General features: G+C 48.0%; 10 protein-coding genes, 1 other RNA gene and 1 pseudogene. 6 read left to right on the top strand and 6 right to left on the bottom strand.

The features are described 5' to 3' along the window. Window positions 1-535 precede the first annotated feature (535 nt). The 3 genes and pseudogenes from Q1B04_RS05390 to Q1B04_RS05380 all read left to right on the top strand — a co-directional run bounded on the left by Q1B04_RS05390 (window position 536) and on the right by Q1B04_RS05380 (window position 3,884). Window positions 536-1,564 carry an FGGY family carbohydrate kinase gene (locus Q1B04_RS05390; protein WP_299756508.1) on the top strand — a complete coding sequence of 343 codons (1,029 nt, stop codon included), beginning with the start codon at window positions 536-538 and terminating at the stop codon, window positions 1,562-1,564. 23 nt (window positions 1,565-1,587) lie between these two features. Continuing rightward, window positions 1,588-2,916: pseudogene (xylA, locus tag Q1B04_RS05385) on the top strand (xylose isomerase). 35 nt (window positions 2,917-2,951) lie between these two features. Next, entirely contained in the window at window positions 2,952-3,884 is a 933-nt protein-coding gene (locus tag Q1B04_RS05380) for a sugar porter family MFS transporter (RefSeq protein ID WP_299756505.1), read from the top strand. 15 nt (window positions 3,885-3,899) lie between these two features. Here the strand turns inward: Q1B04_RS05380 and Q1B04_RS05375 are convergent, their stop codons facing one another. The 5 genes from Q1B04_RS05375 to Q1B04_RS05355 form a co-directional block, all read right to left on the bottom strand. Further along, window positions 3,900-4,181, bottom strand: a complete 282-nt coding sequence (locus Q1B04_RS05375; RefSeq protein ID WP_299756503.1) for a hypothetical protein — start codon at window positions 4,179-4,181, stop codon at window positions 3,900-3,902. Between the two features lie 32 nt (window positions 4,182-4,213). Then, window positions 4,214-4,552 (bottom strand): hypothetical protein, encoded by a 339-nt coding sequence (locus Q1B04_RS05370; RefSeq protein ID WP_299756500.1) that lies wholly within the window; start codon window positions 4,550-4,552, stop codon window positions 4,214-4,216. A gap of 272 nt (window positions 4,553-4,824) precedes the next feature. Continuing rightward, window positions 4,825-5,194, bottom strand: a transfer-messenger RNA (tmRNA) gene (gene ssrA / locus Q1B04_RS05365). 141 nt (window positions 5,195-5,335) lie between these two features. Continuing rightward, window positions 5,336-6,466, bottom strand: coding sequence for a transglutaminase-like domain-containing protein (locus Q1B04_RS05360; protein ID WP_299756498.1), 1,131 nt, complete (start codon window positions 6,464-6,466; stop codon window positions 5,336-5,338). Window positions 6,467-6,517: 51 nt separating this feature from the next. Next, window positions 6,518-8,884 carry an ABC transporter permease gene (locus Q1B04_RS05355; RefSeq protein WP_299756495.1) on the bottom strand — a complete coding sequence of 789 codons (2,367 nt, stop codon included), beginning with the start codon at window positions 8,882-8,884 and terminating at the stop codon, window positions 6,518-6,520. A gap of 306 nt (window positions 8,885-9,190) precedes the next feature. Between Q1B04_RS05355 and Q1B04_RS05350 the strand changes: the two genes are divergently transcribed. The 3 genes from Q1B04_RS05350 (at window position 9,191) to cfa (ending at window position 13,444) form a co-directional block, all read left to right on the top strand. Further along, window positions 9,191-10,567, top strand: coding sequence for a sigma-54 dependent transcriptional regulator (locus Q1B04_RS05350; RefSeq protein WP_299756494.1), 1,377 nt, complete (start codon window positions 9,191-9,193; stop codon window positions 10,565-10,567). Further along, the gene (locus Q1B04_RS05345; RefSeq protein WP_299756491.1) at window positions 10,557-11,909 is read left to right on the top strand and encodes an ATP-binding protein; all 1,353 of its coding nucleotides are present in this window, start codon (window positions 10,557-10,559) and stop codon (window positions 11,907-11,909) included. Before Q1B04_RS05350 ends, Q1B04_RS05345 begins: the two co-directional genes overlap by 11 nt. A 413-nt stretch (window positions 11,910-12,322) precedes the next feature. Further along, complete coding sequence (gene cfa / locus Q1B04_RS05340; protein WP_299756489.1) at window positions 12,323-13,444, top strand: cyclopropane fatty acyl phospholipid synthase; 1,122 nt, start codon at window positions 12,323-12,325, stop codon at window positions 13,442-13,444. A gap of 55 nt (window positions 13,445-13,499) precedes the next feature. On the opposite strand, the gene Q1B04_RS05335 is transcribed toward cfa, so the two are convergent. Next, the gene (locus Q1B04_RS05335; RefSeq protein ID WP_299756487.1) at window positions 13,500-16,637 is read right to left on the bottom strand and encodes a T9SS-dependent M36 family metallopeptidase; all 3,138 of its coding nucleotides are present in this window, start codon (window positions 16,635-16,637) and stop codon (window positions 13,500-13,502) included. Between the last annotated feature and the right edge of the window lie 313 nt (window positions 16,638-16,950).

The raw sequence follows: 16,950 nt of genomic DNA, 5'->3' as shown, positions 1-16,950 counted from the left end.
TTACTAACTGTTTCGAAATAAAAGTATAGATAATTATTTAATAATGAAACGAAATAATAAAAAATATATAAATAAGCGATTGCTCACATGTATGAATGCAGCACAACATTGGTAAACTGATTATTTTAGCCAACAATTATTGCAGCTAAGCACCTGATTTATTTCATTTAAAGAGCAAAAAAAGAAACAGTGATATCAATACAGGAGCAACACATATATACAGAGAAGAATCAAGCTAAGCGATATTTCTATTTCTTTCGAAACACCAGCTTTCGAAACTTAAGGGCATAGATGCAGGAAAGAGAGTTTCTATGGTTTATAAATACAAAGGCCGCGCAGATACTAAAATCTACGCGGCCTTTGCAGCAACTGCTTATACTTGAAATAGCTTAAAAAGGACTTTGCGGCAATGCAAAGCCCTTTTTAAGTAGATTGCGGACAAGATCCAACACCATTCATGCAAACGCAAAGTTAGCTTTGAGTCTGGAGGAGGGGTAAGTAGTACTAAGAAAACTGTAGCACTACCCCAACAGTTATGATTTATTACTGCATTTTTTACAGCGATTATGTGGGCATGAGACTTACCGGTAGCATCACCACCAGCATATCCTCCCTGTCAGAAGGTGTATTTTGGGATTTTCAGGATGAGCAGCTTTCCAAGGACATACTTCAGTACTACAACTTCAACAAATCGCTTTTCCCACAAATCAACCCTGTTTTCTCAGAGCACGGCACCGTAGAAAAAGGCGTGGCAGATGCGCTCGGGCTGGTGGCAGGCATACCTGTTACCTACAAATCCGGAGATCAGCCTAACAACGCGCTCTCGCTTAATGTGCTAAAACCCGGTGAGGTTGCTGCCACGGCAGGTACTTCGGGGGTAATTTATGGGATAAGCGACAAACTGGTTTTTGATCCGCAATCGCGGGTTAACACGTTTGCCCATGTTAATTACACCCGAAACCAGAAGCGCCTGGGTGTGCTTTTATGCATCAACGGCACAGGTAGCATTAACCGCTGGATAAAGGATATTGCAGGTACGGGCATTACCTATGCCGACATGAATGAGATGGCGGAAAAGATAGCCATAGGCAGTAATGGTCTGCGTGTTTTACCGTTTGGCAACGGCGCCGAGCGTATGCTTAACAATAAAATTGTCGGCACGCATTTCCACCACATCGACCTGAACACCCATACCAAGGCACATTTATTCCGGGCAGTGCAGGAGGGCATAGCCTTCGCCTTCCGCTACGGCCTTGACATCATGCGCGAGAATGGCATGAACCCTAATATTATTCGGGCAGGCAAAGCCAACCTCTTCCTGAGCGACACTTTTACAGAAGCCTTTTTGAACGCCACGCACGTGCCAGTTGAGCTTTACCGCAACGACGGCAGCGTGGGTGCGGCGCTGGGTGCAGGTATCGGCGTAAGGGCTTTTAAATCTGAAGAGGAGGCCTTTACCAACAGTGAAAAGCTACAGATAGTAGAGCCCAATGCGGTAAGCCAGTACGAGCCGGTTTACCAGGAGTGGAAAGCGCTGCTTGAAAAACAACTACACGAAGTTTAACATCCATATAACCATTTGACCTTATGGCAAGCCATACCTTAACACAAACAGAATATTTTAAAGGGATTGATAAGATAAAGTTTGAAGGGCTTGAGTCGGACAACCCGCTGGCGTACCGCTGGTACGATGAGAACCGCGTGGTGGCGGGCAAGAAGTAAGAGCACCTGCGCTTTGCCGTGGCTTACTGGCACTCTTTTAATGCTGATGGTTCTGATCCGTTTGGTGGGCCTACACTTCATTTCCCGTGGAACACGAAGTCTGACCCTATTGCCCGGGCGAAGGATAAGATGGATGCTGCGTTCGAGTTCATCACCAAGATCGGCATGCCTTACTACTGCTTCCATGACGTGGATGTGGTGGATTATACCAACGACATTACTGAGAACGAGAGAAGGCTGCAGACTATGGTGGAGTATGCACAGCAGAAGCAGCAGGAAACAGGCATAAAGCTGCTGTGGGGCACGGCCAACGTGTTCTCGCACAGCCGCTACATGAATGGTGCCTCCACCAACCCAGACTTCCATGTGCTGACGCACGCCGCAGCTCAGGTGAAGGCCGCACTCGACGCCACCATCGCCTTGAACGGCGAGAACTATGTGTTCTGGGGTGGCCGCGAAGGCTACATGACCTTGCTGAACACAAACATGAAGCGCGAGCAGGAACACTTCGCCAAGTTTCTGCACACGGCCAAGGACTACGCTCGCAAGCAGGGCTTTAAAGGCACGTTCTTTATAGAACCGAAGCCAATGGAGCCGACCACGCATCAGTACGACTACGACGCGGCCACTGTGATTGGCTTCCTTCGCCAGTACGACCTGCTGGACGACTTTAAGATCAACATTGAGGTAAACCACGCCACGCTGGCAGGCCATACGTTTCAGCATGAACTGCAGGTAGCCGCCGATGCCGGTTTGCTGGGCTCTATTGATGCCAACCGCGGGGATTACCAGAACGGCTGGGATACCGACCAGTTTCCGAACAACATCACCGAGCTGACAGAGGCCATGCTGGTGTTTTTGGAAGCAGGAGGTGTGCAGGGTGGCGGTATCAACTTTGATGCAAAGATCAGAAGAAACTCAACAGACCCAGCGGACTTGTTCTACGCCCACATCGGTGGTGCCGACACTTTTGCCCGCGCCCTGATCACGGCAGACAACATCCTGGAGAACTCAGACTATAAAAAGGTTCGGGAGGAGCGCTACGCCTCTTTTGACAGCGGCAAAGGCAAAGAGTACGAGGAAGGCAAACTGAGCCTGGAGGACCTGCGCAATTATGCTGCCGAAAAGGGAGAGCCCGAGGTGAGAAGCGGACGCCAGGAGTACCTGGAGAACCTGATCAACCGCTACATCTGAGAAACAAAGTTCTTTAACCATTTATCCTGAACATCATGAGTAAGAACGAGACAGAAACAGCGGGGCACAACCTCCCCTACATTGCCGGAATCACCCTGATCGCTACTTTAGGCGGCTTACTTTTCGGGTATGACACAGCGGTTATCTCGGGCGCTGAGAAATCAGTTCAGAACTACCTGATAGATGGGCTGGGGCTCAGCACCTGGGTGCACGGAGCCACAATCTCCAGCGCCTTAATCGGCTGCATTATAGGCGGAGCCATCTCAGGCTTCTTTGCGTCTGGTTTAGGCCGCAAGAAGACGCTGCTTATAGCGCCAGTGCTATTTTTTCTGTCTGCCTTAGGGTCTGCTTACCCAGAGGCTCTGTTCTTTAACCAGAGTGAGCCAACGATGGGCTTGCTCTACATGTTTAACTTCTACAGGATAATTGGAGGCATAGGCGTAGGCTTGGCCTCTGCAGTAAGTCCGGTTTACATCGGCGAAATAGCTCCGGCCAACCTGAGAGGCCGTTTGGTTTCACTAAATCAGTTTGCCATCATCTTCGGTATGCTGGTGGTATACTTTGTAAATTGGGGAATTTCCAGCGGCCAATCTATTGAATGGATCAACGAAGTAGGCTGGCGCAGAATGTTTCTTTCAGAGGCCATTCCGGCAGGGCTGTTTGGTATTCTGCTATTTTTTGTGCCCGAAACGCCACGCTATTTAAGTATGGCAGGCAGAGATGAAGAGGCAATGAAGATACTGAAAAAGATAAACGGGCCTGAGGCTGCCAAAAGGATATTTACTGATATCAAAAGCACTGTGGAGCACCATTCCGGCAAACTCCTCTCTTACGGCAGAACTATTATCATCATCGGTATACTGCTTTCGGTTTTTCAGCAGTTTGTAGGTATCAATGTGGCCCTCTACTATGCCCCAAGAATATTTGAAAGTATGGGTGCCGGCAAACACAAACAGCTACTTTTTTGAAGTAGCTGTTTGTGCTTATTTAGGAGATATTACCATATAGGATTCTCTTATTTCACCATTATCATTTTCAGCAAATAGGACTGGCTCAACCAACTCAAAACTGCTCCCAAATTCATTATGCTTTTTTTCATATTCATCGAGAAGTTCTTTATAGTTACTATACTGCTTATTTTTCCCAGTGAAACGATAAGAATCATGCTCAAAATCAGATAGATTTTTGATTTCAATAACAATATTATCTGTGATGGATTCTACTGTGAAAAAGGCAGGGTTGTAGTTAAGGTGATTTAAAAGCAAAATTTCTGCCTCTTTGTTTAGATGAGGCTCTTTTAATACTGTGTATCTATACAGCCTATATTTTTTACAAGCTTATCACTTAAGTATATAATCTTATAGATATAACCTCTAACTAATATTGGCTTTGCTAACCTATACCTATCAGTTGTGTATTCGGTATATTGAGTTTCATCAGAGAGATACATGGTCTCAAACTCAAAAATGTTTTCAAAATCAAACCCTCTCTTATCTAAAACAGATTTTAACGCTTTTTTGCCTGCTACCTCAGCATATACTTCAGAGAGTCTATTATGAATTTTTTCAATTTCTTCTACTTGTAGAGTTTCCGCTTCTTCTTCCGACCTCCTATGTTTACTATCAAGCCAACCCATAGTTCATTTTTTCAAGTAATTTATAATTTAAATGTTATTTAGAAACCATATTACTCTATTCATAAAGCCTTACATTTCAAAGGATGTACCTTATAAACAGCCACTCTTTAAGTAGCTGTTTATGCTTAAGTAGATGAACAACAGTAACTGACTTGAAACACAAAAGCCTTATCAATATTGATAAGGCTTTTGTTATGCTTGGAAGAATGTTATGCACTTTGTTGTGCAGTACAACTGCAAACAACTAATAAACAAGCACATAGCTAATATAATAGTGGAGATGCAGGGATTCGAACCCTGGTCCAGACAAGGAAACCGTCGTGCCTTCTACATGCTTAGGTTCATTCGGATTGTCGGGAGCTTGCTAGTATAAACCAAACTAATGCGCACTCCTTAGATGCTTAATTTCGCCTGTGCACCGCACCTTTACACAAACTAGTAAATCGGGTCGAAGCCTCTGATGTGCAAGCAGATTCACGAAGCCTGCACGAGACTATGGCTAGTGCTTAGTACCTAGACTAGGCAGCCATGGCGTAATTAGATTCGCCAGTTATTGTTCGAACGAATTTTTGACAGGTGGCACGTTCATCACCCGGCATGCTTACACGCAATCTGCGCAAGCTGTCAATTCCGGTCATCCCCATAAGTTAAAGAACGAATTCTTATTGTTTACACTTCAAGAAGTATGCCACAAATATAAGAAAAGTTTGTGGCATTTTGGCTGTTGCCACGCTTATTTAACGTGTGGCAACAGCCAAAAAGTTTCAGGTTTATACGTTATAGTTACTTAGAAGCAGTGGTGGCAGGCAGCACTGGCGCCTGGTACAGGTCTGCGAGCGAGCTGGTATACTTAAACCTGTCCAATTTATACTTGCGCTGGAACACTTCAGGCACTTTAGCCCCTACCGGCACCAGCATCAGCGAGCTCTTGCCGTCCACGGTTTCTCTCTGGAAGGCCACCCCCTCACGGTTATCAAACTTCACATCAAAGTAGTACAGGTATGGGTATATCCAGTTTACGTACTGCGCTTTGTTGGCTCCAGACAGGCTTCTGATCTCCAGTTTGCTGTAGTTCCTGGCGATGGCCTGCTGAAACTCCACAGCACTAAGCGGCACATTATTCAGCACCGGCATCACGTCGTACTGCCCGTCCAGCATTACCCACTTCTGCATGTCCGGCAAGTATACTTCTAGCAGCACGTGGCCGGCCCCGAACTCCATTGTTTCCACTTCCTTCATCTTCAGACCCATGGTGCGGGCTGGCAAGCCAATGGCATTTAAAGCGGCTGTTGTTACGATGCCATACTCTACGCAGCGGAACTGCTTGCCTTCTTTGGCCTCAGCAAGTATGGTCAGCGCGTCTGGCTGGCTTGGCTCGTTCATTCCGTTATGCTGCCACTGCTTGTGCACCCAGTTTACCATACGCAGCGCCTTCTCAGTATCATTGGCAGCACCTGCCACAATGGCATCCAGGTTATACTTGCTGCGTAGCTCCTGTAGGTAAGCGTTGTTTTGGTTCTGCTCATACATCAAGGTATAAGCTGGCACCCGCTGGTCTTTATTAAACTGAACCGCCTCAAAGCCGTAGCCCTGTAACTCTGTCAGGGCATAAGCTGTGTCGTTCAGGCTTACGTAGAAGCGGTACGACTTGCCAGCCTGTACTTTAAAGCTGATCGAGTCGGTGTTGGTGTAGAAGGTAAAGTTTTCTTTGGCCTTGTGCACCGGCACTTTCAGCACATCTGGTGAAAGCCGTGGCGAAATGTTCCAGTTCCCTTTTACCAGTTCCTTGCCAATCTTGTAATCTGCCATGCTGGAAGTTGCCTTTATAACAGGGAAGCCCTTGTAAACATTTTGGGCGAAGGCCGGCGCTATCAGCACTAACCACACAAGTAGTAATGAGAATGATTTTTTCATGGTTTTATTTTGTAGTAATGGTTCGTATAATCAAAATTCCGAGAATGTCTCTTATTCAGAGCGTAACGATGTTACGGGGTTGGCCACGGCAGTTTTAATGGCATGGAAGCTCAGGGTAAGCATGGCAATAAGGAAGGTTGAGATGAAAGCGAAGGTAAAGATCCACCAACTCAGCTCCATCCGGTCGGCATAGTTGTTCAGCCAGCCGCTCATAAAGTACCAACCCAGCGGCAGTGCGATCAGGTTAGCGATCAGCACCAGTTTCAGGAAGTTCTTGCTTAGCATGTACACGATGCTGGAGACGGAGGCGCCCAGCACTTTGCGGATACCGATCTCCTTGGTGCGCTGCTCCGCCGTGAACAGGGCCAAACCAAACAAGCCAAGGCAGGAGATAAAGATGGCTATACCCGCGAAGTACTTCGTCAGCTGGCCCATAATGGCTTCTGTTTTATACATCCGCTCAAAGTCCTCATCCAGGAAGTGATATTCGAACGGAAAGGCTGGGTTGTGCTTTTTCACAATGCCTTCCATGGCAGACAATACCTCTGCTGTTTGCCCGGAAGTAACGCGGACAAATACCGTATTGGCGTCATTCATGTCCAGCATCATCACCAACGGCTTCATCGTCTCGTGCATAGAGGTGGTTTTGAAGTCTTTCACCACACCGATAATTGCAGCGCGTTCATCTCCACGGCCAAGCCACTGCCCTACAGGCTCCTTCATCTGCATTAACCGGGCAGCTTCCTCATTGATGATCACTTTGGATTCTTCTGCGCCAAACTCTTTCGAGAAGCTTCTGCCCTCTTTCATCTGCACTCCCATGGTCTCCAGGAAATCATAGTCTACTTTCAGGATGCTAAACAGAATGTCCGCATTGGGGTCCTTCCCCTCCCACGCTATGTCTCCCGTAGAGTTACCGACCATCAGCGGGTTCTGGTTGGCAGCCGTAAGACCTGTTACTCCCGGCACCTTCAACATCTCTTCCTTCATCACATCGTAACGGTCAAGGAGCTCTCCCTCCAGTGGCAGCAGCACCACGTTTTCTCTGTTCAGGCCGATGTTCTTTGTGCGGATGAAGTGCAGTTGCAGGTATACCACCAGGGTACTAATGATCAGCAAGGCAGAAAGTATAAACTGGAATACCACCAAGCCTTTACGGAACACCGATACGCTCTTGCTGAGTTTTGCTGTGCCTTTCAGCACCACCGCCGGATTGAAAGAGGACAGGAAAAAGGCTGGGTAGCTACCAGAGACAACCCCTGTAAGTATAGCCACCCCCAACAGCATCAGGAGCAGCGACGGATCAGAGAGGTTGAGCTCTATAAACTTCCCGGTTAAGTCGTTGAAGTGCGGCAGCAGGATGCCAATCAGGTTTACCGCAATGAACAGCGCTAGGAATGCCACCAGCACCGATTCCACCATAAACTGTTGGATAAGGGCTGATTTGTTGGCCCCGATGGCTTTGCGCACCCCCACCTCTTTGGCGCGTTTGGCCGAGCGGGCAGTGGCCAGGTTCATAAAGTTGATGCAGGCAATGATCAGGATGAACACAGCTACCACCGCGAAGAGGCGCACGTTCTCTACGTTTCCGCCCGTGGCTTTGCTTCCCGTAAAATCGCCAAACAAATACATCTCGCTAACAGGCTGCACAAATACTTCAGTGTTCGAGCCCGGGTGATACTTCTGTATCATTGGCTTTACCTTCTCGTTGAAGGCGGCAATATCGGTGCCTGGCTGCAGCTGCAGGAAGGTGCGCAAGGCGTTATTTCCCCACTCCTTTAGCCATTCACCTCCGGGATTGTTGATCCAGTCACCCACCGGCATCACATAATCGAACTGCATAGTGGAGTTCTTCGGCACATCCTGCATCACGCCAGTTACCTTGTAGCTTTTGGTGTTATTAACCTTGAACAGCTTACCCATTGCCTCCTCGGGAGAGTTGAAAAACTGGTTCGCCACTGTTTCTGAGATCACCACAGAATTAGGTTCAGCCAGCACATTTTTAGTATCGCCATGTAAAAGCGGGAATGTGAATACCTCAAAGAACTCCGGGTCAGTATACCTTCCGTTTACCTTCAGTACTTTGTCGTTATAGGCGAAAAGCTGTTTCCAGTCCCAGGTAGTGGAGCGAACGGCATGAACCACCTCCGGCACATCCCGTTCCAGCGCCTCGGCCAAAGGACCCGGCGTAGCATCCACTGTCAGGTCATCAGCACCCGGGTAACTCTGCACTTCCATCACTCGGTACAGGTTGTCAACGTCTGCATGAAAACGGTTGACACTCAGCTCGTCCTGCACCCACAGCAGGATAAGAATGCTGCAGGTCATGCCCAGTGCCAGGCCTGATATGTTGATGAGCGAGAAGACCTTGTGCCGCATCAGGTTGCGGTAGGCCATTTTAAAATAGTTCTTAATCATAGTTGTAGGCTTTGTAGCGATGTAAAAGTATAGCTGCGAAAAATTTTTAATGTTTTCCTCTGATGTACCTCAAGGCTGCAAGAAATTAAGATGCCAAAAACATAAAATCCTATAAAACAGATAATTGCAAACAGCACACAGCCTAGATGTGTACGTTTTCGATACACTTGCCTGCGCCACACCTGTGCGCTTCCGCTACAGGTATAAACACAGGTTATACTTCACTACAACATACCGTTTCTTCTATTTTTAATTTTATCACAAGAAATTGTTATATTCGGTTCTTTAAACAGATTTTGCTGTACTATGGCCACTGTAAAAAATGCCCGCGTGCTGGTGGTAGATGATGAGACGGACGTGCTGTTCGCCCTGAAGATGCTGCTCAAAACGGAAGTAAAAGAAGTTGTAACCGAAAAGAACCCTGACCTGCTGCCCGGCCTGCTGGAGCGCCAGAAGTTTGATGTTATTTTTCTGGACATGAATTTTAAAAGCGCCCTGAACACAGGCAATGAAGGGCTTTTCTGGCTGCGGCAGATACTGGAGAAGGATAAAGATGCCTCGGTTATACTTATTACCGCCTATGGCGATGTAGAACTTGCCGTAAAGTCTCTGAAAGAAGGCGCAGCTGATTTTATTGTAAAGCCATGGCACAACGACAAATTAGTGGAAACGCTGCACCAAACACTGGAGAAGCGGCGACAAAAAGCGAAAGGAGGCACAGCTGCGGCAGCTATCCCAAAAAATACCAGCACTACTATACTTGGCGAGAGTGAGGCGATAAAAGAGATACTTTACAAGATAGAGAAAATTGCGCCCACCGAGGCCAACGTACTTATACTTGGCGAAAACGGCACCGGTAAAGAACTGGTGGCAAAAGCCCTGCACGAGAAGTCGTTTAGGGCCAGCAAACCTTTTGTAAGCGTAGACATGGGGGCACTTACGGGCTCTTTGTTCGAGAGCGAGTTGTTTGGCTATAAAAAGGGTGCCTTTACCGATGCCCGCGAAGACCGCCCCGGACGGTTTGAGGCAGCCAGCGGCGGCACGCTTTTCTTAGATGAGATAGGCAATATTTCGCCGGCTATGCAAGCCAAATTGCTTACGGTGCTCCAGAACCGGCAGGTAACTCCGCTTGGCTCAAACACCCCCACACCTGTAGACATTCGTTTGATATCGGCCACCAACGAGCCTATTTATGAGCTGGCGGCCCGCAACCAGTTTCGGAAAGACCTGATTTACCGCATCAACACTGTTGAGGTTACGCTTCCGCCGCTGCGCCAGCGCCATGGCGATGTGGAGTTGCTGGCACGGCACTTTGCTGCCATCTATGCCCGGAAAAATCACAAGGCCACTCCCGATTTTGCACCCGAAACCCTGCAGAAGCTACGGCAGCACAGCTGGCCAGGCAACGTGCGCGAGCTGCAGCATGCCGTGGAGCGTGCCATTATACTTGCCGAAAGCAGTGTGCTACAACCGCAGGACTTCAGTTTCTCGCCTATGGAGACGGTGCCTGCAGCACCAGCCGCAGCCTACATTCCCGATACGCCAGTGCCGCTAAGCGAGATTGAGCGCGAAACCATTATCCGGGCGCTGGAAAAGAATAAAGGCAATATCTCCCGAACCGCTAAGGAACTCGGCCTTACCCGCACCGCCCTTTACCGCCGACTGAACAAGCATGATATTTAGGCGCCTTGAGTTTGGGCTACTGCTCCGGTTTATACTTTTGCTGGGCATGATGTACCTCACTGTGCATTACCTGGTGCGGTTTACGTGGCTGCAGGTTGGGTCGGGTATACTTGTAATGCTGGCGCAGCTGTGGGAAATGGCCAAGTATGTAACCCGTAGCAACAACGAATTAGCCCGTTTTCTGGAGGCCGTTAAACAGCGGGACTTTTCGCAACGGTTTAACGAGCACACCACCAACAGCTCACTGCGGCAGCTGCATTACGCCTTCAACCTGATCAACAATACCTATAAGCAACTCCACATGGAGCAGGAGGCGCAGTTCCAGTATATGCAGACCATCCTGCAGATGATTGATACAGGTATAATAGCTGTGGAGGAGGAAACCGGGGAAGTGGAGTGGGTAAACGATGCCTTCAAGAAAATACTGCACCTGCCCTACCTTAAAAGCATAAACGGTTTAGCGCCTCGCTACCCGCTCCTGCACAAAACTTTGCAAAGTATAAAGGCCGGCGATAACCACCTGCTTAAGCTAAAGTTGCAGGAAGGCACCTCGCAGCTGCTTGTTTCTGCTACTGCCTTTACCCTACAGCGTCGCCAACTGCTGCTGATTGCCTTTAAAAACGTGAGTGCCACTGTAGATGCCACCGAGACAGAGGCCTGGCAAAAGCTGCTGCGCGTGATGACGCATGAAATTATGAACTCCGTGGCTCCTATCGCCTCTTTGGCCGACACACTGGGCCGCCACCTGCACCAAGAGCGGGAGAAGTATGAACAGGAAAGCTACATTGACCCGGAGCTGCTGCAGGACACGGAAGAAGGTATCTCTATTATAAAAAAGCGGAGTGAAGGATTATTACGCTTTGCCCACTTTTACCGCAACCTGAACAAATCGCAGGAGCTGATGCTGACCACGGTTTATGTGCAGGAGCTTTTTAAAAGTATAAACGGCCTGATGCGCCCGCAGCTGGAGGAGCAGGGCGTGCAGCTACACTGCCAGGTAACACCGCCAAGCCTCACCCTCTACGGCGATGTAAACTTACTGGAGCAGGTACTTATTAACCTAATCCTGAATGCCAAGCGTGCTGTTTCAGGCCGCCCTGATGCTAAAGTAACGCTTACCGCCGGCCACGAAAACGGTAAAACATTACTAGAGGTGCAGGATAACGGCATCGGCATACCCGAAGAACTGCAGGAAAGTATATTTATACCATTTTTCACCTCGCATAAAGATGGCTCCGGTATAGGATTAAGCTTGGCCAAACACATCATGCTGCTGCATAAAGGCAGCATTCAGGTGGAGAGCAAGGAAGGTGTAGGCACAGTATTCAAGCTATACTTCTAGCAGTTCTGCTCAGCTATACTTTAATTAAAGCGCAGCCGCAATAGCTTACTTCTTTCAGGTTCACCTCCTTTTAAGTCCATCATTAAATAGGGTGCTCCAATCAAGCAGGAACTCTCCTTCCGCAGGGGCAGGGATGGAGTTTTGATGCCACTCCTCTAAAAGTACGTCTTAGTGAGCAGAAGTTCTTTAAGATCAGTTTAACTAAAGTATAAAATCATACTTTCAACGTTTACAATATAGGCTCCCATAAGACAAAACCCATAAAAAACAAAACATCAGGATCCTTAAAAATTCACCATTCTGCCTGGCTACGTATTCACCCAAGTTTTTAACAATTATCTGCTGCTCGCGTTCTAGTATAAAACAACTATAAATACACATAATACAATTCGGCATACTTAACCCTCTGAACAATGAGTTCTCAAAACTTACGGCAGCAGGTTGCAGAAGCATTAGCCATAGCAGACGTTAAAATAAACAGGTCTGCCCCATGGGACCTGCAGGTGCACGACAGCAGGTTTTATAAACGCATACTCACCGAAGGAACTCTGGGGCTTGGCGAGTCTTACATGGACGGCTGGTGGGACTGTGAAAGTATAGATGGGTTTGTATTCAGGGTTCTGCGAGCAGATTTATATAAACAAGCCAAACTTGGGTGGAGATCAGTGCTGCAGGTGCTGCTGGCCAAACTCCTGAACATGCAGGGCAAAGGCAATGCCGCCCGTAACTCACAGCGCCACTACGACATCGGAAACAAGCTTTACCAGCTGATGCTCGACAAGCGCATGACCTATAGTTGCGGCTACTGGCGCGGTGCAGAAAACCTGGACCAGGCGCAGGAAAACAAGTTAGACCTTATCTGCCGGAAACTGCGGATACAGCCGGGCCAGCGGGTATTGGATATCGGGTGCGGCTGGGGCAGCTTTGCAGGTTACGCCGCAGCAAAGTATGGCGCTGAAGTAGTGGGGGTAACTGTTTCAAAGGAGCAGGCTTTGCTAGCCCGGCAACTTTGCCAGGGCTTGCCTGTAGAGATAAGACTGCAGGATTACCGTGAGGTGAATGAAACTTTTGATCATGTGGTTTCGGTGGGTATGGTGGAGCATGTCGGCTATCGGAACCACAGAACTTTTATGAAAACCGCCGCCCACTGCCTTAAAGACGAAGGCCTTTTTCTGCTGCACACCATAGGCCACAACTTCTCAAAAGTATCAGCAGACCCTTTTACTGACACTTATATTTTCCCGAACTGTCTTATACCTTCCATCAAACAATTGGGCACTGCCATGGAGCACGTTTTTATGGTGGAGGACTGGCACAACTTCGGCCCTTATTATGACCCTACTCTTATGGCCTGGTTCAGCAACTTCGACAATAACTGGGAGCAGCTGCAGGATGAGTATGGTAAGCGTTTTTACCGCATGTGGAAGTACTACCTGCTCTCCAGCGCCGGCTCGTTCCGAGCCCGTAATAACCACCTTTGGCAACTGGTACTCTCTAAAAAAGGAGTTATAGGCGGATATGAAGCAGTTCGATAATAGAAAGGGCCGGCAGAATACTCTGCCGGCCCTTTCTTGTTGCTAAACAGTTGTGTTATCTGTTTACCACAATACGGGTAAAGGTCACCTCTTTGTCAGTTGTTAGTCTGGCAATATATACACCTGCCGCCAGTTTACCTCTCTCAAACTGATAGCTATGATGTTCTCCTGCCTTGCCAGCACCTTCAGCCAGCACAGCAACCGACTTTCCTCTCATGTCCACAATATCCAACCTATAGTTAGCATCGTCTGTCAGCGTAAAGTCAATATCAGTTTTGGCGTCTACAGGGTTAGGCACAGCTCTTAAAGCTAGTTTTCCATCCTTGCCCAGATTATCTAAGGTAACTGCAGCTGATGAAGACGTTGCCACAAGACCGCAGTCTCCTAATTTACCTTTGGCAGAAGTTATGAGAGCAGGTACAGCGTTAGGGCTTACACACACTGCTACACCATCTTTGCAAACCAGCACTTTGTCTTTCTTGCTGTTGCCGCAACGCACATCAATCACCTCTATGGTAACTGTGTTTGATTTGGTACAGCCAACATTGTCGGTACCGGTAACCGTTAAAGTATAGGTTCCCGCTGCTGTCGGGGTAAACACAGGGTTTGTAATATTGGCATCGCTCAGGCCTGCTGCCGGGCTCCAGCTATAATTTACGCTACCGCTTGCTTCCAGCATTACGCTTTGCGGTCCGTAACCTAAGAAGATAGTTGTGGGAGCAGCACCGGTATACACGTTGGATGTTGGCGTTACTTTTATCTCTGGCTTTGAGCAAGCATATAGCGGAGGCACATCAAACGCTTCTACCTGGTCTAGCCTGCTGGTGTTTGTTCCCTGGCTAGCACTGAAACCAAGGCCTCTTTTAGCAAATACCTTCCAGAGGAGTTCCTGGTTAGCGCCACCATAGTTCAGCTGGTCTGCCAGCAGAATAGCATCTCGGCCGTCAATAAAGCCAGGTCTGCAGCTCTGCAGCTTTAAACCATCAATCACCAGTTGCATGGCTATGTTATTACCGCCCGTTCCGTTGTAGATATCCTCGTCATAGCCATACTGGTCTATCATAGCCCAGGTCATATCCCACAGCATAGTTGACCAGACAAACCCGATACCGTGCGGCTGGCTGATAGCTGTGTTGTTAGTGGCTGCATAAGTATAGCCGTTCACACTGAAATCAGTAGAGTATGGTGCCGGTCTGATACCCTGGCCTGTGGTTGGCTGATGATTGGCGTATGTACCAATTCCACGGCGTTTTTCACCTGTGTCACCTGGTTTCATGGTCATCATCAGGCCAAACCAGTCGCTCCAGCCCTCGCCCATCTGCTCGGCGTTGCCAAGGCAGTTTACTACCAGACGGCCACCTGTTAAGCGATTAGAAATGCCATGTCCGTATTCGTGCACAATAATACCGTTGTCAAAATCACCATCTATCTCAGGGCCAGAGCCATCGTCTTTCAGCACTACGCTTACCTCCTGGTTGTTGTCAAGCTGTGTTCTAATGTTTGCCCCCGTTTCGTTGCTTACCATAACAGCCGGAATGGTAATAGGCACAGCAGGCACGCCTCCCATTGTTGATGGCGGCCCTGGTACGTTGTTTATAACGATCACAGCGATTGCGCCGGCTGCCTGGGCATTTTCCACCTTCACGGCAAAGCCACAGCTGCCTCTGTAAATAACGGCAATATTGCCAGCTACTTCGTTTGCATTGGCAAGTGCACCGCAACCTTCGGCAGGAGCCGCAGAGCCATCGTTTACCAGCACAAGTTTGCCTGTTAACGGTGTGGAGGTGAGTTGTATACTAAACGACGCCTGCACAGCTGCATAGCTGCCTGCCATACTTGCAGGAGAAGAGATTCTGAACATATCCTGATCCGGAAGGCCGCTCCACAAATACATTTGCATTCTTGGCCGCTGCCCCTCTGGCGTGGTTGAGAAGTTGGCGTTATTTCTGGTGGCAACTATGTTACGGCTATCCTGCGCCTCAGCCATTACATGGTCGCCGGCGGTACCGCCTCTGCCAAAGTTATCTGCCTGAAAATTGCCGCTTTCTTCGTCAAACCCATACTGATACCAAACGTCGTGGGTCAGGTTGTTCCAGTAAAACAAGTTGGCAATGGCGGCATCGCGGTAGGTTACCGGCTCTTTGGTAAAATCTACCGGAAAGTCGAAAACAAGCTCTGAACCTCCCTCTGGGCTATAACCATAAACTTCCTGGGCTGCTCCTACATAGCCTGTGTTATTTGGGTCTTCGTAGGCAAATACGTTATTGCCTCTTGTAGTTGTGTAGGCGTTTGCACCAACCTTGTGCCAGCCCGATGGAGAGGCAACCGCATCAGCAGCGGCATTGCTTACTTGCACTCTGCCACCATGGCTAGGGCTTTCGGCTGGCATCGGGTATACATTGTAATAGTTTGCTGTAAGTAATGTGGCTGCTACAACTGTCTCAGGAGCAAAGGGAGCGGCAGGCTCGTGGCTGTGGTTTTCGTGGAGCACGCTACCTCCCGCTCCGTCGTTCTCAAAATTGCAATGCGTTACCAGGTTGTCCTTATCCAGCACCTCGCCTGAGTTAGCATCTAGCCGGAGCAGCCAGTAGTTCTGCGCATCCAGCATGTAAATAGCTACTTCCCAGGCAAGTTTCAGGCTGCCGTCTTCCATAGGCTGATAAACCAGCTTTGCGGTGATTGGCTCCAGCGAAATGCCTCCTTTGGAGAATGTAACTGCTTTGTTTGGCTCAGAGCTTTTTTCCTGCACCTTAAGCGGCTCTTTAAGGGTTACGTTCAGGTAGCTGGCTGCCGCCGCCACTGCACCTGCCGCATCCAGGTTAGCCTTATTGCTTTTTACTTTTTTACCTACCTCCTTATGGAAGCGGTTGCCCATTGTTATAACTTTATCTTCTTTTGTAATGCTGATGTTTGTAACAGAACCGTGCACCTCAATACCCTGATGGAGCTGCTTGATGTAAAGGTGCCTCACCCCGCTTTTTTTGCTTCGTGTTTCGCTGCTGAGTTCCAGTTCAGCTATGTCCTGATCTGTAACCTGCATCTTTTGCTTGTTCTTCTTGATATGATCAAGCGCTACCTGTGGAATTTGTTTTTTCTCGGCCTTGCCTGCTCCTTGTCCATAAGAAACAGTGCTGCCGAACAGCATGGCTACAACAATAGCCAGCCGCGTGTAAGCGCGTAGATTTTTACCCATGATTTGTCTTTGAAAGTGATAAAGTTATTAAGGAATAAGTCAACTTTGTACGCCCTATATTACAATATAGTTATGGTAATAGCGAACAATATTCTCATTGTATTATTAATATTTTAGCAAAACCTTACCATTAGTTTAAAAATATAGATATATATAAATACAAATCATTTAATTAATTGATTTATAAGCAATAAAATTAATTTCTACTAAAACATAATGCGTAAAACTCAATGTCATCACATTTAAACTTCATAAAAATACTACAACTTATACCACACTTGCAGTCTACATATTTTTAAAGCTCTTACTCAAA

Source organism: uncultured Pontibacter sp. (assembly GCF_947495565.1).
Classification (GTDB): domain Bacteria; phylum Bacteroidota; class Bacteroidia; order Cytophagales; family Hymenobacteraceae; genus Pontibacter.
The sequence above is the reverse complement of the archived record's forward strand: the minus strand, read 5'-3'. Positions and strand labels throughout refer to the sequence as shown.

Bases quoted from the DNA above. Each gene is read 5' to 3' on its own strand.
- Q1B04_RS05390 (WP_299756508.1), top strand. From the start codon at position 536: ATGATTTATTACTGCATTTTTTACAGCGATTATGTGGGCATGAGACTT.
- Q1B04_RS05380 (WP_299756505.1), top strand. From the start codon at position 2,952: ATGAGTAAGAACGAGACAGAAACAGCGGGGCACAACCTCCCCTACATT.
- Q1B04_RS05370 (WP_299756500.1), bottom strand. From the start codon at position 4,552: ATGGGTTGGCTTGATAGTAAACATAGGAGGTCGGAAGAAGAAGCGGAA.
- Q1B04_RS05360 (WP_299756498.1), bottom strand. From the start codon at position 6,466: ATGAAAAAATCATTCTCATTACTACTTGTGTGGTTAGTGCTGATAGCG.
- Q1B04_RS05355 (WP_299756495.1), bottom strand. From the start codon at position 8,884: ATGATTAAGAACTATTTTAAAATGGCCTACCGCAACCTGATGCGGCAC.
- Q1B04_RS05350 (WP_299756494.1), top strand. From the start codon at position 9,191: ATGGCCACTGTAAAAAATGCCCGCGTGCTGGTGGTAGATGATGAGACG.
- Q1B04_RS05345 (WP_299756491.1), top strand. From the start codon at position 10,557: ATGATATTTAGGCGCCTTGAGTTTGGGCTACTGCTCCGGTTTATACTT.
- cfa (WP_299756489.1), top strand. From the start codon at position 12,323: ATGAGTTCTCAAAACTTACGGCAGCAGGTTGCAGAAGCATTAGCCATA.
- Q1B04_RS05335 (WP_299756487.1), bottom strand. From the start codon at position 16,637: ATGGGTAAAAATCTACGCGCTTACACGCGGCTGGCTATTGTTGTAGCC.